22 protein-coding genes and 3 pseudogenes are annotated in these 22,558 nt (G+C 63.6%); 13 read left to right on the top strand and 12 right to left on the bottom strand.

Annotated features, from left to right (window positions below; genetic code table 11):
• The first annotated feature begins 1 nt into the window (after position 1).
• The 3 genes from CU110_RS15215 (at position 2) to CU110_RS15205 (ending at position 2,984) form a co-directional block, all read left to right on the top strand.
• Entirely contained in the window at positions 2-1,126 is a 1,125-nt protein-coding gene (locus tag CU110_RS15215; protein WP_084209521.1) for an amino acid ABC transporter permease, read from the top strand.
• Positions 1,127-1,204: 78 nt separating this feature from the next.
• The gene (locus CU110_RS15210; protein ID WP_043331784.1) at positions 1,205-1,933 is read left to right on the top strand and encodes an amino acid ABC transporter ATP-binding protein; all 729 of its coding nucleotides are present in this window, start codon (positions 1,205-1,207) and stop codon (positions 1,931-1,933) included.
• Between the two features lie 622 nt (positions 1,934-2,555).
• Positions 2,556-2,984 carry a host attachment protein gene (locus CU110_RS15205; protein WP_077379624.1) on the top strand — a complete coding sequence of 143 codons (429 nt, stop codon included), beginning with the start codon at positions 2,556-2,558 and terminating at the stop codon, positions 2,982-2,984.
• On the opposite strand, the gene CU110_RS15200 is transcribed toward CU110_RS15205, so the two are convergent.
• Entirely contained in the window at positions 2,985-3,932 is a 948-nt protein-coding gene (locus tag CU110_RS15200) for a LysR family transcriptional regulator (protein WP_084209519.1), read from the bottom strand.
• 211 nt (positions 3,933-4,143) lie between these two features.
• On the opposite strand from CU110_RS15200, the gene CU110_RS15195 reads away from it, so the two are divergent.
• Entirely contained in the window at positions 4,144-4,920 is a 777-nt protein-coding gene (locus CU110_RS15195) for a ferredoxin--NADP reductase (protein ID WP_084209518.1), read from the top strand.
• A gap of 118 nt (positions 4,921-5,038) precedes the next feature.
• Here CU110_RS15195 and glnK read toward each other — a convergent pair whose 3' ends face one another.
• From glnK to CU110_RS15180, 3 genes are all read right to left on the bottom strand, one after another.
• Positions 5,039-5,377 carry a P-II family nitrogen regulator gene (gene glnK, locus CU110_RS15190; protein WP_024951507.1) on the bottom strand — a complete coding sequence of 113 codons (339 nt, stop codon included), beginning with the start codon at positions 5,375-5,377 and terminating at the stop codon, positions 5,039-5,041.
• A 150-nt stretch (positions 5,378-5,527) separates the two neighbouring features.
• Positions 5,528-6,775 carry an ammonium transporter gene (locus CU110_RS15185; RefSeq protein ID WP_077379618.1) on the bottom strand — a complete coding sequence of 416 codons (1,248 nt, stop codon included), beginning with the start codon at positions 6,773-6,775 and terminating at the stop codon, positions 5,528-5,530.
• A gap of 32 nt (positions 6,776-6,807) precedes the next feature.
• A complete protein-coding gene (locus CU110_RS15180) occupies positions 6,808-7,146 on the bottom strand; it encodes a P-II family nitrogen regulator (protein ID WP_065392452.1) in 339 nt (112 codons plus the stop codon).
• 180 nt (positions 7,147-7,326) lie between these two features.
• Between CU110_RS15180 and CU110_RS15175 the strand changes: the two genes are divergently transcribed.
• Positions 7,327-7,701: an accessory factor UbiK family protein gene (locus CU110_RS15175; protein WP_084209517.1), complete on the top strand. Its 375-nt coding sequence runs from the start codon at positions 7,327-7,329 to the stop codon at positions 7,699-7,701.
• Here CU110_RS15175 and CU110_RS15170 read toward each other — a convergent pair whose 3' ends face one another.
• A complete protein-coding gene (locus CU110_RS15170) occupies positions 7,702-7,980 on the bottom strand; it encodes a hypothetical protein (RefSeq protein ID WP_205632716.1) in 279 nt (92 codons plus the stop codon).
• A gap of 227 nt (positions 7,981-8,207) precedes the next feature.
• On the opposite strand from CU110_RS15170, the pseudogene CU110_RS15165 reads away from it, so the two are divergent.
• Positions 8,208-9,701 (top strand): annotated as a pseudogene (locus CU110_RS15165) (YifB family Mg chelatase-like AAA ATPase); the annotation flags it as partial.
• A gap of 33 nt (positions 9,702-9,734) precedes the next feature.
• Here CU110_RS15165 and CU110_RS15160 read toward each other — a convergent pair.
• The 3 genes and pseudogenes from CU110_RS15160 to CU110_RS17395 form a co-directional block, all read right to left on the bottom strand.
• Positions 9,735-10,766, bottom strand: coding sequence for a DUF4105 domain-containing protein (locus CU110_RS15160; RefSeq protein ID WP_084209515.1), 1,032 nt, complete (start codon positions 10,764-10,766; stop codon positions 9,735-9,737).
• Between the two features lie 19 nt (positions 10,767-10,785).
• Entirely contained in the window at positions 10,786-11,937 is a 1,152-nt protein-coding gene (locus tag CU110_RS15155) for a histidinol-phosphate transaminase (protein ID WP_084209514.1), read from the bottom strand.
• Positions 11,938-12,479: 542 nt separating this feature from the next.
• Positions 12,480-13,421, bottom strand: a pseudogene (locus tag CU110_RS17395) (alpha/beta hydrolase); the annotation flags it as partial.
• 84 nt (positions 13,422-13,505) lie between these two features.
• Here CU110_RS17395 and CU110_RS15145 point away from each other — a divergent pair.
• Both CU110_RS15145 and CU110_RS15140 read left to right on the top strand, forming a co-directional pair.
• Entirely contained in the window at positions 13,506-15,686 is a 2,181-nt protein-coding gene (locus CU110_RS15145; protein ID WP_084209511.1) for a malate synthase G, read from the top strand.
• Between the two features lie 42 nt (positions 15,687-15,728).
• On the top strand, positions 15,729-16,145 hold the full coding sequence (locus CU110_RS15140) for a PaaI family thioesterase (RefSeq protein ID WP_077379595.1): 417 nt from the start codon (positions 15,729-15,731) through the stop codon (positions 16,143-16,145).
• A 29-nt stretch (positions 16,146-16,174) separates the two neighbouring features.
• On the opposite strand, the gene CU110_RS15135 is transcribed toward CU110_RS15140, so the two are convergent.
• Positions 16,175-16,594, bottom strand: a complete 420-nt coding sequence (locus CU110_RS15135) for a DUF423 domain-containing protein (protein WP_084209510.1) — start codon at positions 16,592-16,594, stop codon at positions 16,175-16,177.
• An 86-nt stretch (positions 16,595-16,680) separates the two neighbouring features.
• Here CU110_RS15135 and thiS point away from each other — a divergent pair, with 86 nt between their 5' ends.
• The 4 genes from thiS (at position 16,681) to CU110_RS15115 (ending at position 19,677) form a co-directional block, all read left to right on the top strand.
• Complete coding sequence (gene thiS, locus CU110_RS15130; RefSeq protein WP_077379591.1) at positions 16,681-16,881, top strand: sulfur carrier protein ThiS; 201 nt, start codon at positions 16,681-16,683, stop codon at positions 16,879-16,881.
• A gap of 31 nt (positions 16,882-16,912) precedes the next feature.
• Positions 16,913-17,746, top strand: coding sequence for a thiazole synthase (locus CU110_RS15125; RefSeq protein WP_077379589.1), 834 nt, complete (start codon positions 16,913-16,915; stop codon positions 17,744-17,746).
• A gap of 159 nt (positions 17,747-17,905) precedes the next feature.
• Complete coding sequence (trmB, locus tag CU110_RS15120; protein ID WP_127736970.1) at positions 17,906-18,640, top strand: tRNA (guanosine(46)-N7)-methyltransferase TrmB; 735 nt, start codon at positions 17,906-17,908, stop codon at positions 18,638-18,640.
• A gap of 128 nt (positions 18,641-18,768) precedes the next feature.
• A complete protein-coding gene (locus tag CU110_RS15115) occupies positions 18,769-19,677 on the top strand; it encodes a putative RNA methyltransferase (RefSeq protein ID WP_240499626.1) in 909 nt (302 codons plus the stop codon).
• 185 nt (positions 19,678-19,862) lie between these two features.
• Here the strand turns inward: CU110_RS15115 and CU110_RS15110 are convergent, their stop codons facing one another.
• Positions 19,863-20,792, bottom strand: coding sequence for an AEC family transporter (locus CU110_RS15110; protein WP_077379585.1), 930 nt, complete (start codon positions 20,790-20,792; stop codon positions 19,863-19,865).
• Between the two features lie 47 nt (positions 20,793-20,839).
• On the opposite strand from CU110_RS15110, the gene CU110_RS15105 reads away from it, so the two are divergent.
• A complete protein-coding gene (locus tag CU110_RS15105; RefSeq protein ID WP_205694048.1) occupies positions 20,840-21,457 on the top strand; it encodes a hypothetical protein in 618 nt (205 codons plus the stop codon).
• An 11-nt stretch (positions 21,458-21,468) separates the two neighbouring features.
• On the opposite strand, the gene CU110_RS15100 is transcribed toward CU110_RS15105, so the two are convergent.
• Positions 21,469-22,176, bottom strand: coding sequence for an FKBP-type peptidyl-prolyl cis-trans isomerase (locus CU110_RS15100; protein WP_077379579.1), 708 nt, complete (start codon positions 22,174-22,176; stop codon positions 21,469-21,471).
• Positions 22,177-22,254: 78 nt separating this feature from the next.
• A pseudogene (locus CU110_RS17390) lies at positions 22,255-22,554 on the bottom strand (TIGR02444 family protein); the annotation flags it as partial.
• Positions 22,555-22,558 lie beyond the last annotated feature (4 nt).

Raw genomic sequence — 22,558 nt, 5'->3', positions numbered from 1 at the left:
CATGTCGATTGAAAAGACCCTGTCACGGGTTACCGAGAAGATGATCGATTCCCGCCCGGCGCCAAGCGACAGCATCGGTGCGGTGGCCTGGCTGCGAGCCAATCTGTTCGCCGGACCGATCAATACGCTGTTCACGCTGTTCGCGCTGTATCTGGTCTACCTGCTGGTGGTGCCCAGCCTGCAATGGGCGCTGATCGATGCCGACTGGAGTGGCACATCGCGTGCTGATTGCACGGGTGAGGGGGCGTGCTGGGTCTTCATCAGCGCCCGCCTCGATCAGTTCATCTATGGCTTCTATCCGAGTGAGGAGACCTGGCGGGTCGATATCGTGTTCGCCATCTTTGCCGTGCTGATCGCCTGGCTGGCGATTCCGAAACTGCCGGCAAAGGGCTGGGTCGCCATCGTCACGCTGGCGGTCTTCCCCTTCATCGCCTACTTCCTGCTGCATGGTGGCAGCTTCGGGCTCGAGGTCGTCGGCACCCACGAGTGGGGCGGCCTGATGCTGACTCTGGTGCTGGCGGTGGTGGGCATCGTGGCGGCATTGCCGCTGGGGATCCTGCTGGCGCTGGGACGGCGTTCCGAGATGCCGATCGTGAAGAGCATCTGCGTCGTGTTCATCGAGTTCTGGCGCGGGGTACCGTTGATCACCGTGCTGTTCATGGCCTCGGTGATGTTGCCGCTGTTCGTGCCCGGTGAGGTCAATCTGGACAAGCTGGTGCGTGCGCTGATCGGCATCACCCTGTTCCAGAGTGCCTACATGGCGGAGGTGGTGCGTGGTGGCCTGCAGGCGATCCCGAAAGGGCAGACCGAGGCCGGCATGGCGCTGGGGCTGGGCTACTGGCGCAACATGGGGCTGATCGTGCTGCCCCAGGCGCTCAAGATGATGATCCCCGGCATCGTCAACACCTTCATCGCCCTGTTCAAGGACACCTCGCTGGTACTGATCATCGGGCTCTTCGATCTGCTCGCCATCGTGCAGGCCGGTCTCGCCGACCCCAAATGGCTGGGCTACTCCATCGAGGGCTATGCCTTCGTAGCACTGGTCTTCTGGGTCTTCTGCTTCAGCATGTCGCGCTACAGCCAGTATCTCGAGCGCCTGCTGCATACCGGTCACAAGAAGCGCTGATCACGGCGCCAAGGAATCTTCATCATGACAACGACAACATCCGCCTCGCAGGGCAAAACCGGTGCCGATGAGCGCCCGATGATCGAGCTCAAGGGCCTCAACAAGTGGTACGGCGACTTCCACGTGCTGCGTGACATCAACCTGAGCGTGCGCAAGGGCGAACGTATCGTCATCTGCGGGCCTTCAGGGTCCGGCAAGTCGACGATGATCCGCTGCATCAATCATCTCGAGGAGCATCAGGAAGGCGATATCGTGGTCAACGGCATGCCGCTGACCCAGGACATCAAGCAGATCGAGGCGATCCGTCGCAACGTCGGCATGGTCTTCCAGCACTTCAATCTGTTCCCGCATCTGACGGTGCTGGAGAACTGCTGTCTGGCGCCGATCTGGGTACAGAAGCGGCCACGCCGCGAGGCGGAAGCCGAAGCCATGAAGTACCTGGAGCGGGTGCGCATCGCCGATCAGGCCCACAAGTTCCCGGGGCAGCTGTCCGGCGGCCAGCAGCAGCGTGTCGCGATCGCACGCTCGCTGTGTCTGAGCCCGGAGGTGATGCTGTTCGATGAGCCGACGTCGGCGCTGGACCCGGAGATGATCAAGGAAGTGCTGGATGTCATGGTCGAACTGGCCAATGAAGGCATGACCATGCTGTGCGTGACCCACGAGATGGGCTTCGCCAAGACGGTGGCGGATCGTGTCATCTTCATGGATCAGGGGCAGATCATCGAAGAGAACGCGCCGGAGCCGTTCTTCAACAATCCGCAGTCCGAGCGGACCCAGCTGTTCCTCAGCCAGATACTGGGGCATTGAGGCCACGGACTGATCGGATGATGTGAGCCGCAGAAAAGACGTCGTTGCCGCCGGTGTGGCAGCTGATGCCTCGCCCTCGCGCGGCCAGGTGACACTACGCGGCTTGCCGACCCAGCTGTCGTCATCGTCATGCACGGCAGGGCGACGTGAGATGGAGCGCGTGACAAGTGCGGCTGCATCCAACGAGTGGTTGGCGCCACGTACGCTCATCACGTGATGCGGTGCCATCAACAGCTCGAACAGCAGACGCGTGAGAACGGAGGCCAGCAGGAAGCCGCCGACACCCTGAGACAGGACTGGCCATTGTGCCAGCAGTGAATTGTCCGGCCCGATGGGCGTCAGGTGCTGCAGCGTCCAACCGGTAGCCGCGACCAGAAGGCCCAGCTGAATCGACAGGTGAGCGGTGACCAGCACACGGCGGGGCAGTGGGCGGCGCATCAGGAGCAGATCGCGCATCGAGACATCTCCGGAACAGAGCAAAAGAGTGAGAGGGCGAGAAAGAGGACAGAGCGGGCCCTGTGTGCAGCGGATGTTAGCACGCACTTCGCCAGCCGCGTCATGTCCGGGAGTGGCGACGGCCATGTCGATCAACGACGCCTCACGAGAGACAGGGAGTGTGTAAATGGTTACTTACATCGTTGCTGCTGATGCCGCCCGCGCTCGTATCTTTGCCCGTGCTGCCGGCAAGGTCACTGAAGTGGACAGCCTCGTACATCCTGAAAGCCGTCAGCATACCGGTGACTTGAGAACCGGTGGCAAGGGCGAGTCCAGTGGCGGGCACGGTAGCCTGCATCAGACGGGAGATGATGGCGCGACCTCGGACAAGCATCAGGACTTCTTCGCCAAGGAAGTGGCGCAATATCTCAAGCAGGCGGCCAACGACGGCAAGTTTGATCAGCTGATCATCGCTGCCGCACCCAAGTTCCTCGGTGCGCTGCGTGACAAGCTCGACAAGCCGGTGGCCAAGCTGGTCAGCGAGACCGTCGACAAGGATCTCTCCCATGAGAGTGCCGACGACATCAAGCAGCGCTTCACTGGCCTGAATCACTGATCACGGTACCTGATGCATCTCGATCTCGTCGCTGCGTGAGGCAGAGCCACTCAGGGTGCGGCAGCTCGTCACGAACTCGCGCATGGCCTGGGTAATGAAGCGGTCGCGATGATGGACGAATCGATAGGCGCGAGTCAGTTCCAGCCATGGGGTAGGCAGCTCGACCAGGCTACCGCGCCGGAAGGCGTCTCGTAGCGCCAGTCGTGAAACGCAGCCGATCCCCAGGCCGGCCTCCACCGCGCGCTTTATCCCCTCGGTGTGCTCCAGTTCCATCATGATGTCGAGTCGCTGGGCCACGCTGTCCGAGGGGCTCTCGAGGTGTGGGCGCAGTGCCTGTTCGAAGGTGCTGCGGGTGCCAGAGCCCCGTTCACGCATGATCCAGCGCGCCTCCAGCAGACGTGCGAGCGTCAACTCTCCTCGGGCCAGAGGATGCGAGGGAGCGCAGAAGATGCTCAGGCGATCACTTACCCAGTGCGTGGCTTCCAGCAATGGGTGCTCCACCTCGCCTTCCACCAGCCCGATATCGAGCTCGAAATGCGCTAGCTTCTCGATCAGCTGGTGGGTGTTGAGGACATGCAGCTCCACACGGCTGGCCGGATGATGCTCGAGGAAGCTGCCGACGATCTGGGGCGCCAGGTAGTTGCCGATGGTCAGGGTGGCGCCGATTTCCAGTGAACCGGTGGCATCCTGCTGGCCGAGCAGCTGCTCGAGTTCTTCCGCCTGATCCAGCAAGGCGATGGCCTTGGGAAGCAGTTCGCGGCCAAGGCCATTGAGGCGCAGGCGTTTGCCATGCCGGTCGAACAGGCGGCAGTCGAACTGGCGCTCCAGTTCGGCCAGGGCCGTGCTGGCGGCGGACTGTGACATCGCGAGGCTTTCGGCTGCCAGCGAGACGTTGTCGTGGCGTGCCACGGCAACGAAGACCGCCAGTTGTCGCAGGCTGTAACGCATTCCGCCTCCTTGTGCATGCAGCGGGCTTGTAATGCGATTCATTCGCAATCAATATTGATAGTCTGGATAACCTATATCCAGATAAACCATTTAACGCATAACCCAACAGTGACTACAATCGCTGCATAGTTCATTGGGTCATAAGCTGTTATTTGCTTATTCCATAATAGAATGCTTGATTTCAAGGGGCGCGACCCCGGGAGGCCACCAGGTGAGCAGTCTGACCACTACCGAAGTCATCGACGTCCATCATTGGAACGACTCGCTGTTCAGCTTCCGCACCCAGCGGGAAGACAGCCTGCGCTTCAAGAATGGCCAGTTCGTGATGATCGGCCTGGAAGTCGAAGGCAAGCCGCTGATGCGCGCCTACTCGATCGCCAGCCCGAACTACGAAGAGCATCTGGAGTTCTTTTCCATCAAGGTGCAGGACGGCCCGCTGACCTCACGCCTTCAGCACCTCAAGCCGGGTGACCAGATCATGGTCTCGCGCAAGCCCACCGGAACGCTGGTGCTGGACGATCTGCTGCCGGGCGAGAATCTTTACCTGTTCTCCACCGGAACTGGCCTGGCGCCCTTCCTGAGCGTGATTCAGGACCCGGAGACCTATGAGCGCTATGACAAGATCGTCCTGATGCACGGTGTGCGCCATGTCTCAGAGCTGGCCTATGCCGACATGATCGCGGAAGAGCTGCCCAAGCACGAGTATCTTGGGGAAGAGATCGCCGAGAAGCTGATCTACTACCCGACCGTGACGCGCGAGGAGTTCCGCAATCAGGGCCGCATCACGGATCTGGTCGAGAATGGCAAGCTGTTCGAGGACATCGGCCTGCCGCCGCTGGACCCGAAGCGTGACCGCGCGATGATCTGCGGCTCGCCGGCGATGCTCGACGATATCAGCGCCATGCTGGATGCCCGTGGCTTCGCCATCTCGCCGAAGATGGGTGTGCCGGGTGACTATGTGATCGAGCGTGCCTTTGTTGAGAAGTGAGCGTGTTGAGAAGTGATGCCCTGAGCATGAACCACGAGCATCACGCATGAACGGCACGTGCTGAAACGAAAAAACCGCAGACCAATGGCCTGCGGTTTTTTGGGCTTGCACCAGGGGCTTAGACGGCGTCCTTGCCGGTCTCGCCGGTACGGATGCGAATGACCTGCTCCAGCGGCGAGACGAAGATCTTGCCGTCACCGATCTTGCCGGTGTTGGCGACATTGGTGATCGCCTCGATCACGGAATCGATCATGGCGTCATCCACGGCGACCTCGAGCTTCACCTTGGGAAGGAAGTCGACCACATACTCGGCACCCCGATACAGCTCCGTGTGGCCCTTCTGGCGGCCAAAACCCTTGACCTCGGTCACGGTGATACCCTGGACGCCAATCTCGGACAGGGATTCGCGTACGTCGTCGAGCTTGAATGGCTTGATGATGGCAGTGACCAGTTTCATCGTCTCTCTCCTTGGGTGATGGTGCGGGTGGCGTTGCTGCTCGCCACGCCAGCCCCTATTGCTCAAGCATACACCGCTTATCCGGTCAGGAAAAAAGACTCCCGCCAGGTGGCGGGAGTCTTTGGGTGTCGCGTGAGTCTCGATCCTTGATTACTTGCGGCTGGAGGTGAATTCCGGATACGCCTCCATGCCACATTCCGCCAGATCGACGCCTTCGTACTCTTCCTCTTCGCTGACGCGCAGTCCCATGATGGTCTTGATGACCAGCCAGACCACGAAGCTTGCGATGAATACCCAGGCGAAGATGGACACGGCGCCCAGCAGCTGTGCGGAGAAGGTGGCATCGTCATTGGTCAGCGGCACTGCCATCAGGCCCCAGAGACCGACTACACCGTGGACGGAGATGGCACCGACCGGGTCATCGAGCTTGAGCTTGTCGAGGCCGACGATGGAGAACACCACCAGCAGGCCACCGACGGCGCCGATCAGGGTGGCAGCACCGACACTCGGTGCCAGCGGACCAGCGGTGATGGCGACCAGGCCAGCCAGGGCGCCGTTGAGGGCCATGGTCAGGTCAGCCTTGCGGAACCACAGGCGGGCGAGGATCAGGGCAGCGATGACACCCCCGCAGGCAGCGGCGTTGGTGTTGACGAAGACCTGAGCGACCGCGTTGGCTTCATCGATGTTGGACAGCACCAGCTCGGAGCCGCCGTTGAAGCCCAGCCATCCCAGCCACAGGATGAAGGTGCCCAGGGTCGCCAGCGGCAGATTGGAGCCCGGGATGGCGTTGATCTCACCGTTCTTGCCGTACTTGCCCTTGCGAGCCCCCAGCAGCAGCACGCCAGCCAGTGCGGCGGAAGCGCCTGCCATGTGCACGATGCCGGAGCCGGCGAAGTCACTGAAGCCCGCTTCGCTCAGGAAGCCGCCACCCCAGGTCCAGTAGCCCTGGACCGGGTAGATGACGCCCGTCATGACCACGGCGAAGGCCAGGAAGGCCCACAGCTTCATGCGCTCGGCGACTGCACCGGAGACGATGGACATGGCGGTCGCCACGAACACCACCTGGAAGAAGAAGTCGGAACGCGCGCTGTAGTAGATGTCGCCACCGGAAGCGAGCGCTTCCTCAGCGGTATTCTCGGCGCCGATCAAGAAGCCCAGGCTCGGCAGGAAGCCGCCTTCGGCGCTTGAGTACATGATGTGGTAACCGACCACCATGTACATGGTGCAGGCGATGGCGAACAGCGCCACGTTCTTGGTCAGGATCTCGGTAGTGTTCTTGGCGCGTACCAGGCCAGCTTCCAGCATGGCAAAGCCGGCAGCCATCCACAGCACCAGGGCGCCACAGACCAGGAAATAGAAGGTATCAAGTGCGTACTTGACCTCGATGATCTCGTTCATGCGGGATTCTCCTTTATTATTGTGCGCGGGGCTCAGACAGCATCGGCGCCGCGTTCACCGGTACGGATACGGATCACGTCATCCAGCGGGGTGACGAACAGCTTGCCGTCGCCGATCTTGCCGCTGTTGGCTGCCTGGGTGATGGCGTCCAGCACCGTTTCCACACTGCTGTCATCAACAGCCACTTCAATCTTGACCTTGGGAAGGAAGTCGACGACATACTCGGCGCCGCGATACAGCTCGGTGTGGCCCTTCTGTCGCCCGAAGCCCTTCACTTCCGTGACCGTGATGCCTTGCACGCCGTTGTCGGCCAGCGCTTCACGCACGTCGTCCAGCTTGAAGGGTTTGATGATGGCGGTGATCAGTTTCATGTGCTGCCCCCGTTTGCTACCGCAATGATCTGTCATGTTGAGTGCGGCCAATCAGACACTGCTGGTGGCCTGTTCCTGACAAGTGCATCGCACGAGGTATGCCATGAGGTTAAAAAATCTTTAAATTCATCTAGTTGTCCCCATGATGGGCCCGTCGGCTTGCAATGGCTGAGGTGGAGCATGTTCAAGAACGACGTCATCGGGCGTATGGCCCAGCAGATCGGTGAGCGCCTCCAGGACGCCTCGCACGGCCCGGAAGAGCTGCAGAAGTCCGTACAGGGCGTGATGCGCAGCGCCTTTGATCGCATGGAACTGGTGTCGCGCGAGGACTTCGACATCATGATGGATGTGCTGACGCGGACTCGCGGGCGTGTGGAGTCGCTGGAGAAGCAGGTCATCGCACTTGAGGCGCTGCTGGAGAAGCAGGGACTGGTGGCGGGTGCTGCGTCGACCACCGAGCCTGCCGTGGCGGTGGACGATGAGGGAGAGACCGCGCTGGCAAAGCGGGAAGCCGCCAGCCACGCCGAGGAGATCGAGCGTCAACGCGACGCCTGATCAGACCGTCTGTGGACGAGACCCCATCAACCAGCGAACCAGGCCCACCAGAGATGCCACGATCCAGAACACCTCGATCACGAAGCTGGCGAGATTGAAGTTGATGCACAGGCTGATCAACAAGAGGATCGCCCCGCTCAGATTCATGAGGTTGTAGGTCAGGCTACGTGCATCGAGTCTGCCAATCTGCAGCAGAAAGAAGGCACCGACCACCAGAGAGGTGCCGAGCATGCCGATGATGTCCGCCATGGGTGCCAGCGAGGCAAGCATGTCTTGCATGGGGTGTTACTCCTGAAACAAGCCGAAGTCGTCCTGAATGGCTGGCCCTTTCCGTGGGTTGGACGATTCTCTGCCACCCTTGGGTGGCCTCCTTGAGACAGCTTGGCGGTTGTATCAGCAGGGCCGAGACAACCGATCAAATATACGTGCCCTCGCGCTCATGGCAGGCGGGTGCCTGCTCCGATTGCGCCGTGCAGCAGAGAGGCGGCATCACGCAGGGAAGACTCATGTCATTGGCAATGTTGCGCACGCGCGCATCTCTTGGTCTTGAAGCTCCGGAGGTGCAGGTAGAGGTACACCTCTCCAACGGGCTGCCGGGGCTCTCCATCGTTGGCTTGCCGGAAGCGGCGGTGAAGGAAAGTCGTGAGCGAGTGCGCAGCGCATTGCTCAATGCAGGCTTCGAGTTTCCAGCGCGCCGAATCACCCTCAATCTGGCCCCGGCTGACCTGCCCAAGGAGGGTGGGCGCTTTGATCTGCCGATCGCACTGGGCATCCTGGTGGCATCCGGTCAGGTGCCGGAAGAGGCCGTGGCGCAGATCGAGTGTCTGGGCGAGTTGGCACTCGATGGCAGCATTCGCTCCGTTACGGGCGTGCTGCCTGCTGCGCTCTGCTGTCGCAAGGCCGGGCGCACCCTGGTGGTGCCGCGTGGCAATGCCGATGAGGCCGCGCTGGCGGAACAGCTGGATGTGCTGTCCGTGGGCCATCTGCTGGAGTTGGTGGCGCACCTTCTCGGGCGTGAGAGGATCATGCCGCATGTCTGTTCCGTCACTCCTCAGGCGCGACTCCCGGAGCCGGACCTGAGCGAGGTGCGTGGCCAGCATCAGGCGCGGCGTGCGCTGGAGATTGCCGCTGCGGGAGGCCACAACCTGCTGTTCGCGGGGCCGCCGGGTACGGGCAAGACGATGCTGGCCAGTCGCCTCTCCGGCATTCTGCCGCCGCTGGGAGAAGCCGAGGCCCTGGAAGTCGCGGCGGTACGCTCGGTCTGCGGGATGCCGATCATGGAGCGCTGGGGCCAGCGGCCCTTCCGGGCGCCGCATCATACCGCCAGTGGTGTCGCGCTGGTCGGGGGTGGCTCCAGGCCGCGTCCGGGAGAGGTGTCGCTGGCCCATCATGGCGTGCTGTTTCTGGACGAGCTGGCGGAATTTGATCGTGGTGTACTGGAAGTGATGCGTGAGCCGCTGGAGAGCGGTCGCATCCTCATCTCGCGTGCCAGCCATCAGCGGCGCTTTCCGGCACGTTTCCAGCTGGTGGCGGCGATGAACCCCTGCCCGTGCGGCTATCTTGGTGACAGCCGTCGCAACTGCAGTTGCACGCCGGCCCAGATCCAGCGCTATCAGGCGCGCCTATCTGGCCCGCTGCTGGACCGTATCGATCTGCAGGTCGAGGTACCGGGACTGCCTGCTGAGGAGCTGACGTCCGCGACCCCCGGTGAGGCCTCGGACGCAGTGCGCGAACGGGTGCTGGCAGCCCGCGCTCGTCAATTGGCCCGCGGCGGGCTCAATGCCCATCTCGACACCCATGCCCTGGAAGCCGCCTGCCAGCTGGAGGACGGCGAGCGTCAGTGGCTGGCCGGCGTGCTGTCGCGTCTCAATCTCTCGGCGCGTGCCTATCACCGGGTATTGCGTGTCGCGCTGACGTTGAGCGATCTCATTGCGCAGGATGGCGTGCAGCGGCCCCAGCTGATGGAAGCCATCGGCTATCGTCAGCTGGACCGCATGATGGGGAGAGACCCGGCCCGCCCGGGAGCCGCCCGTTCAGAAGGACGGGCTGTCCGCGCCGGGGATGCCCTCACGGATCAGGCGCGAGAAGTCGCCGTCCGGGTGCTCGTCGGCGGCGATGGCGGCAGGGTTGATCAGGCTTCTGGCCTTGAGCTCGTCGAAGGGTGCGGCGCCACTGAGCGCATCCTGGTCCGCGACATATTCCGGCAGATAGCCGGAGAGCAGCAGTCGATAGTCCAGCGGCAGGCCGTCGGTGAGGCGCGTCATCATTGCGTAGACGAGGGTGGTGCAGTTGCTGGTGGCGGTGTTGTAGAAGCGTGGCTGAGTGCGCAATGTCTCGGCTTCGTCGACGTAGGCCAGCAGCAATTCGCGGATCAGTTCGCGCGGCATCTGCACCCGATAGAGATGCACCTGCTCCCCGCGCACGTTGCTGCGCACGCGGATGATGTCGCGCTCGTCAGCGGCGATCACCGCCAGTTCGTACTCCTTGAACATCCCGCCCAGTGTCGAGAAGGCCTCGTCACGCTCCTTGCGGATTTCCACCGAGAAGGCCAGATGGCGTCCATCGGCGAAACCGAAGCTGACCAGCGTATGAGCGATCTGCGGCCCCATCCAGTGACTGGTCAACAGATCCACCGAGGTCAGTTGATCCAGAGGATAGTCCCGACTCTCCCAGCGCGGCGTGTAATCCTCAGGCGTGCGCCACTCGAAGTTGCGCACCTGTTCGAGGTGCAGGATGTCATCTTGGCTGAGGCTCCCCTCGACCAGATGTTCGACCTCCGGCGCCCAGTCGCGGTCCGCCCGCGGGGTGATGCTGTTCCACCAGCCGAGGCTGGCGACCAACAGCATCAGGTAGCTGCCCGCCAGTCGCCAGCGAATCGCATGGAGTTGCGGCCACCACAGCGCAATGACACAGATGAGGCTCAGCGCACCCGCGAGGACGGCCAGTGTCGTGCGAAGCCCCTCCGGTCCCGGCAGGCGGAACCACAGGGCAGGCATCAGCCACAGGCTCGCCCCCAGCAAGGCAAGGCTGGCGACGCTGCGGAGCACGATGCTGGTCAGGCTCATCGGCCGGCACTCATGACACTCATGAGCGATTCTCTTCGACGATGGCCTGCTCGAGACGCGCCAGTCGACCCGGTACCAGGCTGTCCTCCAGGGTCGAGATGCGCAGGATATGGCCGAGCGCCGGGTGAGGGGAGCGGGTGATCAGCACGCCCTGCGCCATCAGTTGCTGCTGAACCTGAGCAGCCCGCTCGGCGCTCTTGAGGCGCACGCAGAGGAAGTTGGTGGCACTGGGGAGGACGTCAGCCCCCAGCGAGCGCAGGTGCTCGGCAAGCTGATCACGAGACTGGATGACCGCGGCAACGTGAGTCGCGGCTTCTTCGGGATGCTTCAGCAGCAGCTCGCCGGCTGCCAGTGCCGGCGCGCTGACGGCATAGTGGATCCGAACCTTGGTCAGAAGGGCGAGATCCTCACGCTCGGCGATCATGAAGCCGAGACGCAGGCCCGCCAGTCCATAAGCCTTGGAGAAGGTGCGCAGCCGGAAGGTACGAGCCATCGGGGCATTGTCGGCCTGCGCCGCATCGGGGCGGAAGTCGTGATAGGCCTCGTCCAGCAGCAGGCTGCAGTCCGCTGGGAGCGCATCACGCAGTGCTCGGACATCTTCATCCGAGTGCAGGTGCCCGCTGGGGTTGTCCGGGTTGGCGAGATAGACGACACGGGCCGCATGCTGACTTGCCGCCGCGGCGAGTGCGGCGAGATCCGGTGCCAGCTGGGCGAAATGGAGGGCATCATCAGAGGCATGGGCTTCGGTATATGGCACTTCAATGACCTCAGCACCGAGACCGCGCGCAAAGTACGCCAGTGTGGGGTAGGTGCCGGCACTGGTGATCACGCGCTCTCCCGCACAGATGGTGGCGCGCATCACCAGCGCCAGCAGGCTGTCGGCGCCGGCGTCGACCAGCAGCGTCTCGTAGGCGACGCCCAGGCGCTCGGCCAGTTGATGGCGCAGTTGCCAGGCATCGGCGTCCGCGTAGCTGCGGCTCAGGTCTGCCAGGGCATGGCCCAGCTCGCCGCCGAGTACCGCGTGGGGCATGTCGAGCCCTTCATTGGAGCCGTACTGATGCGGCAGCGCATGCCCCAGTCTGCGTTCCAGCGCCTTGATGCCGGGGAACGGGTTGTGCGGTCCCTCCTGATAAAGGTGGGCCAGGAAACGGCGGGGAGTGGCGGTAGTCATCTTGGCTCCAGAGCTCAGGAGGCAGGTCGCGCACTGGCAAGGGCGTCAAGCGCCGCCTGATCGAAGGCGCCGCTGAGCGTGAATGTCCGGGTCTGCTGGCGCTCCGCGCTGAGACGGCGCACCAGCTCCAGTGTCAGCTGGTAGGGCTGCAGGGTGCGGTCGGAGAGCCTCAGGGGGCCACCGCTGGTATCCAGGCGTGCCACGAGGCGCCATTGCAGACTGTCGATGCCGGGGCGATCGTTGCTCCAGTTGAGCACCTGCGGGCCATCCTTGAGCGCCAGCAGGGCACGTGTCAGCGCTTCATTGAGTGCGCCGGGCTGCACCTCGAGACTGGTATCCACTTCAGGAGGTGCCAGCAGCAGGACCTGCTCGCCCAGTGGCGGGGTCCAGCTCTGCTCATCCAGCAGGCGGGCAGCACTCTGGCCCAGGCCATAGATGGGGTCGCGCTCCGCGCGTGGCACCTGATCCAGTCCCATGCAGCCGGTCAGACCGGTGATCAACATCAGGCTCGCCAGTGTTCGCAGCGGGCGCGGCGACAGCGCATCGAGGAAGGCATCCAGCTCGGCGAACAAGGCCGTGCGAATCGGCTCGGCCTCATTGACCAGATGATGCTGCGCCTCGGGGTGGCGATGAATCCGCGCGTTGGGGAACTTGCTGGCCAGCACGTCGAGATTCCACTGCCAGTCCACCGTGGTGTCCTGTTCGCCCTGCAGTATCAGGGTGGGTAGCGAGCAGGGCGGGAGGGCCTGCAGGCGTGGAATCCAGGCGCGCATGGCCGAGACCCACTTCACGGCGAGTCGATCCGCCTGAAGCGGGTCGTTGGTGCTCAGGAACTCGTAGAACGCCGCGTCATTGGTATTCGCGCGGTACTTGCGCGGAATGGAGTCGATGAAGGGGCGCGCCATGCTATGCAGCCAGCGGGACTGCGGCCACCCCCAGGGGCGGACCAGCGGGGCGAGCAGCGCGATTCCCTGCCAGCGCGAGTCACTGCCACGCATCAGGGCGTCGGTGGCCAGCACGGAGCCGCCGGTGCTCTGACCGATCCCGAACCAGGGATGCGGCGCCAGGTCGTGGACTTCCAGGTACTCCTGAAACGCCTGCAGGCAGCCGACATAGTCACCGAAGTCATCGATGGAAGCCGGCTCGCCGGAGGACAGGCCATGCCCCGGCAGGTCCCACAGCGCGACCTGCCAGCCCTGTTTCAGCAGGTGGGCCAGCAGGTGCCGATACAGCGCGAGGTGATCGAAATATCCATGCACCACGAAGATGGTGCCGCGCGGACTCGGCGGAGTCCACAGCTGTGCCCACAGGCGAAAATCGCCAGCATCGAGGTGTCCGGCATGTACGGTGACATGTGCGCTGCGCAGTTCATCCAGGCCATAGTGGCTCAGGTAACAGGCCAGCGGGCTGGTCGTCTGACCGGGCAGACACTCAGGCAGACGAATGAAAGGGCCATAATCGAGCAGTGCGCTGAAGTCGGGCATGGTGATCTCCATAATGCTGCCATGCTAGCGGCTGGAGCTGTCGTGAGCCATAGGAAAAAATTCGTTTCCAGGGAGAGCACACGCATGACCGATCGCATTCAACTTGAACGTCTGGCCATTGATGCCGGACTGCACCGCTTCATCGAGGAGGAAGCGTTGCCCGGTTCCGGTATCGCCTCGGCCGACTTCTGGTCCGGCGTCGATGCGTTGCTGCACGAGCTGGCGCCACGCAATCGCGAGCTGCTGGAAACGCGCGAACAGCTTCAGGCCAGCATCGACCAGTGGCACCGTGAGCATCCCGGCAAGGTCGAACTGCCCGCCTACAAGGCCTTCCTGAAGGAGATCGGCTACCTGGAAGACGAGCCGGCCAGTGTCGAGGCCACCACCGCCAACGTGGACAGCGAGATCTGCCAGCAGGCAGGACCGCAGCTGGTCGTGCCGGTGATGAATGCCCGTTACGCCCTGAACGCCGCCAATGCGCGCTGGGGCTCACTCTATGACGCCCTCTACGGCACCGACGCGATCAGTGATGACGATGGCGCCGAGCGCGGCAAGGACTACAACCCGGTGCGGGGTGCCAAGGTGGTGGCCTACGCACGCCAGGTGCTGGATACCATCGCGCCGCTGGCTGGCGGTACGCACCATGACAGCGAGGGGTACTCCATTCGTGACGGCCACCTGCTGGTGCGGGTCGGCGGGCGTGACCTGAGCCTCAAGTCGCCGGAACGCTTCCTCGGCTATCGCGGCGACGAAAGCGCGCCAAGCGCGATCATCTTCGCGCACAACGGGCTGCACGCGGAGCTCGTGATCGATGCCGAGCACCCCATCGGCAAGACCGACCCCGCCAACGTCAGTGACCTGATCATGGAGGCTGCGCTCTCCACCATCATGGACTGCGAGGACTCGGTGGCCGCGGTGGATGCCGACGACAAGGTGGCCGTCTATCGCAACTGGCTGGGCCTGATGAAGGGCGATCTGACCGAGACGCTGGAGAAGAAGGGTCGCCAGATGACGCGCAGGCTGAACGCGGACCGTGAATACACCGGCGCCGATGGCACCACCCGCGTGCTGCATGGTCGCTCGCTGATGCTGATCCGCAACGTGGGCCATCTGATGACCAACCCGGCCATCCTGCTGGAAGATGGCAGCGAGGCGCCGGAAGGCATCATGGATGCCATCTTCACCAGTCTGATCGCGCTGCATGATCTCAAGGGTGACAAGGACAGCCGTGGCGGTATCTGCAACTCGCGCACCGGCTCCGTCTACATCGTCAAGCCCAAGATGCACGGTCCGTCCGAGGTCGCCTTCGCTGACGAGCTGTTCTCGCGTGTCGAGCAGCTGCTGGGCCTGCCGAATGCCACGCTCAAGATGGGCATCATGGACGAGGAGCGTCGTACCACCGTCAACCTCAAGGCCTGCATCGCCGCGGCCAGTTCCCGTGTGGCCTTCATCAATACCGGCTTCCTGGATCGCACTGGTGACGAGATGCACACCTCGATGGAAGCTGGTCCGATGCTGCGCAAGGGCGACATGAAGGGGGCGGCCTGGATTCAGGCCTATGAGAAGTGGAACGTGGATATCGGGCTGGAATGCGGTCTGCGGGGTCGCGCCCAGATCGGCAAGGGCATGTGGGCGATGCCGGACCTGATGGCGGCGATGCTGGAGCAGAAGATCGGCCATCCCCGCGCCGGTGCCAATACCGCCTGGGTCCCGTCACCGACCGCGGCCGTGCTGCATGCGCTGCATTATCACCAGGTCTCGGTGAAGGACGTGCAGCATGACCTGCTCAGCCGCCCGCGCGCCAGTCTCGATGACCTGCTGACCATTCCGCTGGAGCTCGATCCCCAGTGGAGTGCCGAGGAGATCCAGGCCGAGCTGGACAACAACGCCCAGGGGATTCTCGGCTATGTGGTGCGCTGGATCGATCACGGCACCGGTTGTTCCAAGGTGCCGGACATCCACGATGTCGGCCTGATGGAAGACCGCGCCACGCTGCGCATCTCCAGCCAGCACATCGCCAACTGGCTGCATCATGGCATCGTCGACAACGCCCAGGTGCAGGACACGCTGGAGCGCATGGCGGGCGTGGTGGATCGTCAGAACGCTGCGGACCCCAGCTATCAGGCGATGACGGCGGATCTCGAGGGCTCCATCGCCTTCCAGGCAGCCTGCGAGCTGGTGTTCCAGGGACGAGTGCAGCCGAGTGGCTATACCGAGCCGGTACTGCATCGCCGCCGCCTCGAGAAGAAGCAGCAGGCTCACTGAGTGCCACCAATCTGTCGTAGTCATCCTGTCGAGGAGAACGTCATGCCCGTCATGCACGCTGCTGCCATCGAGGACTTTCTCGATGATGTCTTCCCCCAGCGCCTGGGCACCATAGAAGCCGTGGGGGATGGCTGGGCCACCATGGGACTGGCCATCGAGGACGAGCATCTGCGTCCCGGAGGCAGCGTCTCCGGTCCGGCGATGATGGCGTTGGCCGATGTCTGTCTGTATGTCGCGATCCTGGGGGAGATCGGCCCGGAGCCGATGGCCGTGACCAGTGATCTCAACATCCATTTCCTGCGCCGTGCCCGCGGTGACCGGGATCTGATGGCCACCGCACGCCTCCGCAAGCTCGGGCGGCGTCTCGCCGTGGGCGAGATCGAGCTGTTCAGCCATGGCGACACGGACCCGGTCGCTCTCGTGACCGCAACCTATGCCTTGCCGGATCGCGATGACTAGCGGCAGGTGGTGGTGGGGGGATCGCCCCGCTACAGCTTGTTGGCATCCTTTTCCTCGCTGCCGCGCTGACGCCAGCCGGTGACGGCCAGGCTCAGCCAGCCTGCGATCAGCAGCAAGCCACCGATGGGCGTGATGATGCCCAGCTGGGTGCGCGCCGTGGTGGCCAGCGCATACAGTGAACCGGAAAACAGCAGCATCCCGGCCGCCCACAGCCCCAGCGTCAGCATCTGCCCGCGCAGGGGCTGCACCGAGCGCCAGGCCAGCACGCCGACCGCCGCCAGCACGTGCCACATCTGATAGCGCACGCCGGTCTCGAAGACGCGCAGCATGTCCGCGCTCAGAGTGCCGCGCAGGCCATGACTGGCGAAGGCGCCCAGCGCGATGGTGGACATGCCGGCCAGGCCCATGGCCAGCCACCAGTGGCGGGAGTGGGAGTCGTTGTGACGCATAGAGAGAAAATTCCTTGAGGATGTTGTGCCTACGCCTGTCCACGTAAAGCCGCTACAATGGCGGCCTCTTTTCGCGGGAGGACAGCATGCAGATACAGCTAAACGGTGAAGATCATGTGGTGGCGGATGCCATGACAGTCGCCGCTCTGGTCGAGAGTCTCGGACTTCAGGGCCGCCGCCTGGCAGTCGAGCGCAACGAGGACATCGTGCCACGTAGCGCTCACGCCGACACCCTTCTGCAGGCCGGTGATCGCATCGAGATCGTCCACGCCATCGGTGGTGGTTGAGCTCGCTCACGTCCAGCTCGATGAGGTCATCATGACAGACAGTTCTGCCCAGACGCTTAACGCCCCCGTCACCCAGGTCGCCGGTGACAGTCCGCTGGTCGTCGCCGGTCGCGAGTTCTCCTCGCGCCTGCTGGTCGGCACCGGCAAGTACAAGGACATGGATGAGACCCGTTCCGCCATCGAGACCTCCGGCGCGGAAGTGGTCACCTTCGCGGTGCGTCGCACCAATCTGGGCCAGAATGCCGATGAGCCGAATCTGCTCGACGTGCTGTCGCCCAGTCGCTATACCTTCCTGCCCAATACCGCCGGTTGCTACAACGCGCGTGACGCGGTGCGTACCTGCAAGCTGGCGCGTGAACTGCTGGATGGCCACAATCTGGTCAAGCTGGAAGTGCTGGGCGATCAGGACACGCTGTATCCCAATATCGTCGAGACCCTCAAGGCCGCCGAGGAGCTGGTCGCCGATGGCTTCGACGTGATGGTGTATACCTCCGACGACCCCATCGTCGCCCGTCAGCTCGAGGAGATCGGCTGCTGCGCCATCATGCCGCTGGGCTCTCTGATCGGCTCCGGCCTCGGCATCCTCAACCCGCATACCCTGTCGCTGATCATCGAGCGCGCCAACGTGCCGGTGCTGGTGGATGCCGGGCTGGGCACGGCGTCCGAGGCGGCCTTCGCGATGGAGCTCGGCTGTGATGGCGTGCTGATGAACAGCGCCATTGCCCATGCTCGCCAACCGCTGCTGATGGCGGACGCCATGCGCCAGGCCGTGATCTCCGGCCGTGGTGCCTTCCTGGCGGGACGCATGCCGACTCGCCTGACGGCGCGCGCTTCCTCGCCGGGGGCCGGCCTGATCACCGGCTGACCTCCTGAATCATTCGAATCCGATGCTCGCGCATCGCTCATGCAAAGACCAAGACGACCCCATGACTGACGAGACTTCCAAGCCGCAGGACGACACGTCCACTTCTGCTCCTGCTGACGATGCGCAGCAAGAGGCAGAGAGAGCGTGCAGAACGAGAGCGTGCAGAACGAAAGCGCGCAAGCGATCCCTTCCGTGGCGGATGAAGCCGTCGCCCGCAAGCGTGGCATCAAGAGCTACGTGATCCGCGGTGGGCGCATGACACAGGCCCAGACCCGCGGGCTCGAAGAGGTCTTCCCGCGCCTTGGACTGCGTCACGAGCAGGGCGAGCTGGACCTCGAGGCGCTGTTCGGTCGCCGTGCGCCGCTGGTGATCGAGGTCGGCTTCGGCATGGGCAAGTCGCTGTGCGAGCAGGCTCAGGCCAATCCGGGCACCGACTTCATCGGGATCGAGGTGCATGCCCCGGGTGTCGGCAAGCTGCTGGATGATGTCGACAAGCTGGGTCTGACCAATCTGCGCGTCTATCGTCACGATGCATTGGAAGTGCTGGCTGACTGCGTGCCGGCAGGGTGTGCCGACACCTTCCAGCTGTTCTTCCCGGACCCGTGGCCGAAGAAGAAACACCACAAGCGTCGCATCGTGCAGCCAGCCTTCGTCGAGCTGGTGCGTCGTGTGCTCAAGCCGGGCGGTCACTTCCATATGGCCACCGACTGGGAGAACTACGCCGAGGCCATGGCCGAAGAGATGGCCGAGGCACCGGGCTTCGTCAACACGGCTCCGGCCGAGAGCGCCCCCTATGTGCCGCGTCCGGATTTCCGTCCGCTGACCAAGTTCGAGCAGCGCGGCGAGCGTCTCGGTCACGGCGTGTGGGATCTGATCTTCGTCAAGCAGGACTGATTCGCGCCTCGTGCGCAGTGGCGGCATCATCACGATGCTGCATCGCGGCCGCCTTCGGGTGGCCGCTTGCGTCTGAGACCCGCCGCTTTTGCCTTTCTCTTCCCACCTCGTCCCGAGAGCTGATGACCATGACGACGCCCACCCCTGAGCCGGCTGACCGGCCGACCATGACGCCACTGACGACCCTGACCTGTCCACTGGATGCCCAGCGGCTGATGCGAGATGGCCAGAGCTGGTGCTGCGCCGATGGCCATCGCTTCGATATCGCGCGTCAGGGGCACGTCAATCTGCTGCCGGTGCAGCGCAAGCGCAGTCTAGACCCCGGCGACAGCAAGGCGATGGTCAGCGCTCGCCAGCGGCTGTTCGCCCTCGGTGGCTATCAGCCTCTCGCCTCGGCGCTGGCACGACGTGTGCTGGCGCTGGCAGGGCAGGCAAGTGCGCTGGCCGTGCTGGATGCCGGCTGTGGGGAAGGCTTCTATCTGCGTCAGCTGGCAGGCGCTGCCGATGAGCAGCAGCGCTCGCTGACGGCGGCGGGACTGGATATCTCCAAGCACGCGGTGCTGGCGGCAGCGAAGCAGTCACGCGATGCCGCCTGGTTGGTGGGCACCAACGCGGCACTGCCGTTGGAAGACGCCTGTGTGGATGTGGTGATCTGCGCCTTCGGCTTCCCCGTCTGGCAGGAGTTCGCGCGTGTGCTCAAGCCCGGGGGCCATGTGGTGCTGCTGGAGGCGGGAGCCGAGCACCTGCTGGCGTTGCGCAGAATTCTCTACCGGGAGCTGAAGCCCGCGCGTGGCGAGGCCGGGGTGATGGCCGCCGAAGCTGCAGGTTTCGTGGTGGAGGGGGAGGTCGAGCATCTGCATGCAGGGCTTTCATTGACCAGCAATGAGCAGATCCGGGATCTGCTGACCATGACCCCGCATCTGTATCGTGCCGAGCGTGATGGTCTGGCACGAGCCGAAGCTATGACGGCCTTGGCGGTCGAGCTGCACGCGGAACTGAGGGTGTTCACGCGAGAGGAGGCACAAGGCGCGGCGTAAATAGAAATTCTTCGCATTTGGCTTGCAAAAGCAAATGAGAATGATTATCTTGTCTGTGCGGTGTCCGGGCAGACATCGCAGGGCGCAAGCCCATCCGCGGCGGCGGAGTCAGGCCCCCGCTGCGGAGTTTCTCCTCATCAAGCTAGTCACGGTCTTCGGGCATCCTCATTTGGGATGCCCTTTTTTCAGGTCGCCAGCCACAGGGGCAGGGTCAACATCGCCAGCAGCGTCTGCGCGGTGATCAGCGCCGCCATCAGTTCGGCATTGCCACCCAGCTGGCGCGCCAGGATGTAGGCTGAGGTAGCCGTGGGCAGCGCGGCAAACAGGATGGCGACATCGCGTGCCACACCAGTCAGGCCAACGCCGGCGCACAGCCCCACCACCAATGCCGGCATCGCCAGCAGCTTCAGCAGACTCGCCAGCCATGCCACGCTGCCACTGTTCATCAGTACTCGTGGTCGCAGCGCCACGCCTACCGCCACCAATCCCAGTGGCAACGCCGCGCGCCCCAGCAATGTCAGCGCATCGCCGCTCCAGCCCGGCAGGCCGATGCCGCTGAGATTGAGCGCCGTTCCCGCCAGACAGGCCAGCACCAGAGGGTTGCGGGTCAGCGCCTTGAGTGAGCGCAGCAGTCCGCCGTCACCCAGAGTGCCGGCGCCGATGAACGCCAATACGCACAGCAGGTTGGCCGCTGGCACCATCAGGGCCAGCGCCACCGCCGCGACGGTCGCACCGGCACTGCCATGCAGCGCTGCCGCGCCGGCCACGCCGACGTAGCTGTTGAAGCGGATGCTGCCCTGGAAGAGTGAGGTGAAGGACGCGGCATCGCCCAGCTGGCGGCTCAGCCAGTCGGGGGCATGACGCCACCCCAGCCACAGCGCGGCAGCGAACAGCAGCATCGAGCCCAGCATCACGCAGGCCAGAGGGATGACCGGGACGCTGGCCATGTCAGCGCGCGCCAGGGTGGACATCAGCATGGCAGGGAACAGCACGTAATAGATGAGGCGTTCCAGCTCGCTCCAGAACCCCTCGCCCGGGAAGCGCTTCCAGCCCAGCAAGGCGCCCGCGACGATGAGCAGGAAGAGAGGACCGAGCGCCTGTTGTACACTTGCCATTCTGTCTCCTGGGCGCGGCGTGCTGCCGGATTGTCATCGGAACCGCCATGTATCGCGCCGAAGAAGAAAATGCCCGCCCGCCCTTGCTCAACCTGCTGATCATGGTGACGCTGCTCACCATCGTCGTATCGCTCTATTACCTGATCGACTACTACCTTGTACGTGACGGCAGCAACGGCAAGGTCACCTGGTTCGCCCCCAACCAGTCCTGTGAGCTCAGCCATGCGCCCTGCAGTGCCGAGCTGGGACGCTTCGGGCGTATCACGCTCGCACTCGATGGTGACATCAGCCCGCTGACGCCGCTGGGTATCCGGGTGATCACGGAAGATGTGGCACCCGAGGGCGTGGAGGTCGATTTCATCGGTCGCCACATGGACATGGGGGTCAAGCGCAGTCTGCTGACCACCCGGGATGCGCCGACGCAGGCACGTCAGCACTGGTCGGGGGAAGGACAGCTCGGTTTCTGCAGCAGTGCCACCATGGCATGGCGAGCACAGGTGATCGTGACCACTGAACGTGGCCGCCTGGGCAGCTGGTTCGACTTTGACAGCCATCCGCCTGCCTCCACGGCGGAGCAGCTCGAAAGCTCGGTCAACCAGCTGTTCACGAGGGAAATACACATTGTCCACAAGTTGGCAAGAGCCTGTGACGAGAATTGTGGATAATCATTCCGCCATTACTTCGCGGCATCTGCCTTGGTCACGTCGAGCAGCTCGACCTTGAAGGTCAGCGTCTCGTTCGGGCCGATCGGGCCGCCAGTGCCAGCCTTGCCGTAGGCGAGGTCGGCCGGGATGTAGAGCATCCAGGTATCCCCGACGCTCATTTCCTGCAGCGCTTCCTGCCAGCCCTTGATGACCTGGTTGACCTTGAAGCTGACCGGCTCGCCACGCTGATAGGAGCTGTCGAAGACGGTGCCGTCCAGCAGCTTGCCTTCATAGTTCACCTTGACGGTGTCTTCCGCGTCCGGGCTCTCGCCGTCACCGGATTTCAGCACCTTGTACTGCAGGCCGGAATCCAGGGTCTTCACGCCATCCTGCTTGGCGTTCTCGGCGAGGAACTTGTCACCGGCCGCCTTGTTGTCGGCCGCCTGCTGTTCGGCCATCTGCTGCTGCTCTTCCATCTTCTTCTGCTGGAACTTCGAGAGCGCATCGGCAATTTCCTGATCGCTCATCTTCATGTCGCCCTTGGCATAGACGTCACGCACGGCTTGCGTGAAGGCATCCAGGTCAAGATCAGTGATGTCCTGAGACAGGCTCTTGCCCAGTGTCGCACCGATGCCGTAGCTGAGCTGTGCCTGGTCGTCAGAGAGGCTGTCGTCGGCGGCAAAGCTGAACGGGGTAACCAGGAGGGCGCCGAGCGCGACGGCACTAACCAGCTGTTTCATGAAAACTCCTTCAGGATGGGATGGGCCTGAGACGGGCCCGAAACGCATATGCGGCACCGGAGGGCTGAGGGCTTCCAGGCGTGCCAGCGCTTCCTGCTCCGCCGACAGTTCACAGGCCTTCAATTGCTGATACAGCGTTTCCAGCCGGCGTGTGGTGGCCGCGCTTCGCGTGTCGGTTGGCTCCGTCAGGTGCTGCTTGAGCTGTCGGCGACGCTCGCGCAGTGTCACGGTCATCCCGCGTTGCCAGTCACGCACCTTACCGAGCATCAGGCACGGCGAGGCACCCAGCGCCACACCGCGTGCGGCCAGCCAGTGAATCCATAGAAGCTCGCAGACATCGAGACCGGCCTCGTCCTGCAACAGCAGACAGGCACTCATCACG

This window comes from Cobetia sp. ICG0124, from assembly GCF_004006355.1.
Lineage (GTDB): Bacteria > Pseudomonadota > Gammaproteobacteria > Pseudomonadales > Halomonadaceae > Cobetia > Cobetia marina.
Note: the sequence above shows the minus strand (reverse complement) of the source record. Positions and strands in the feature narration are given on the sequence as shown.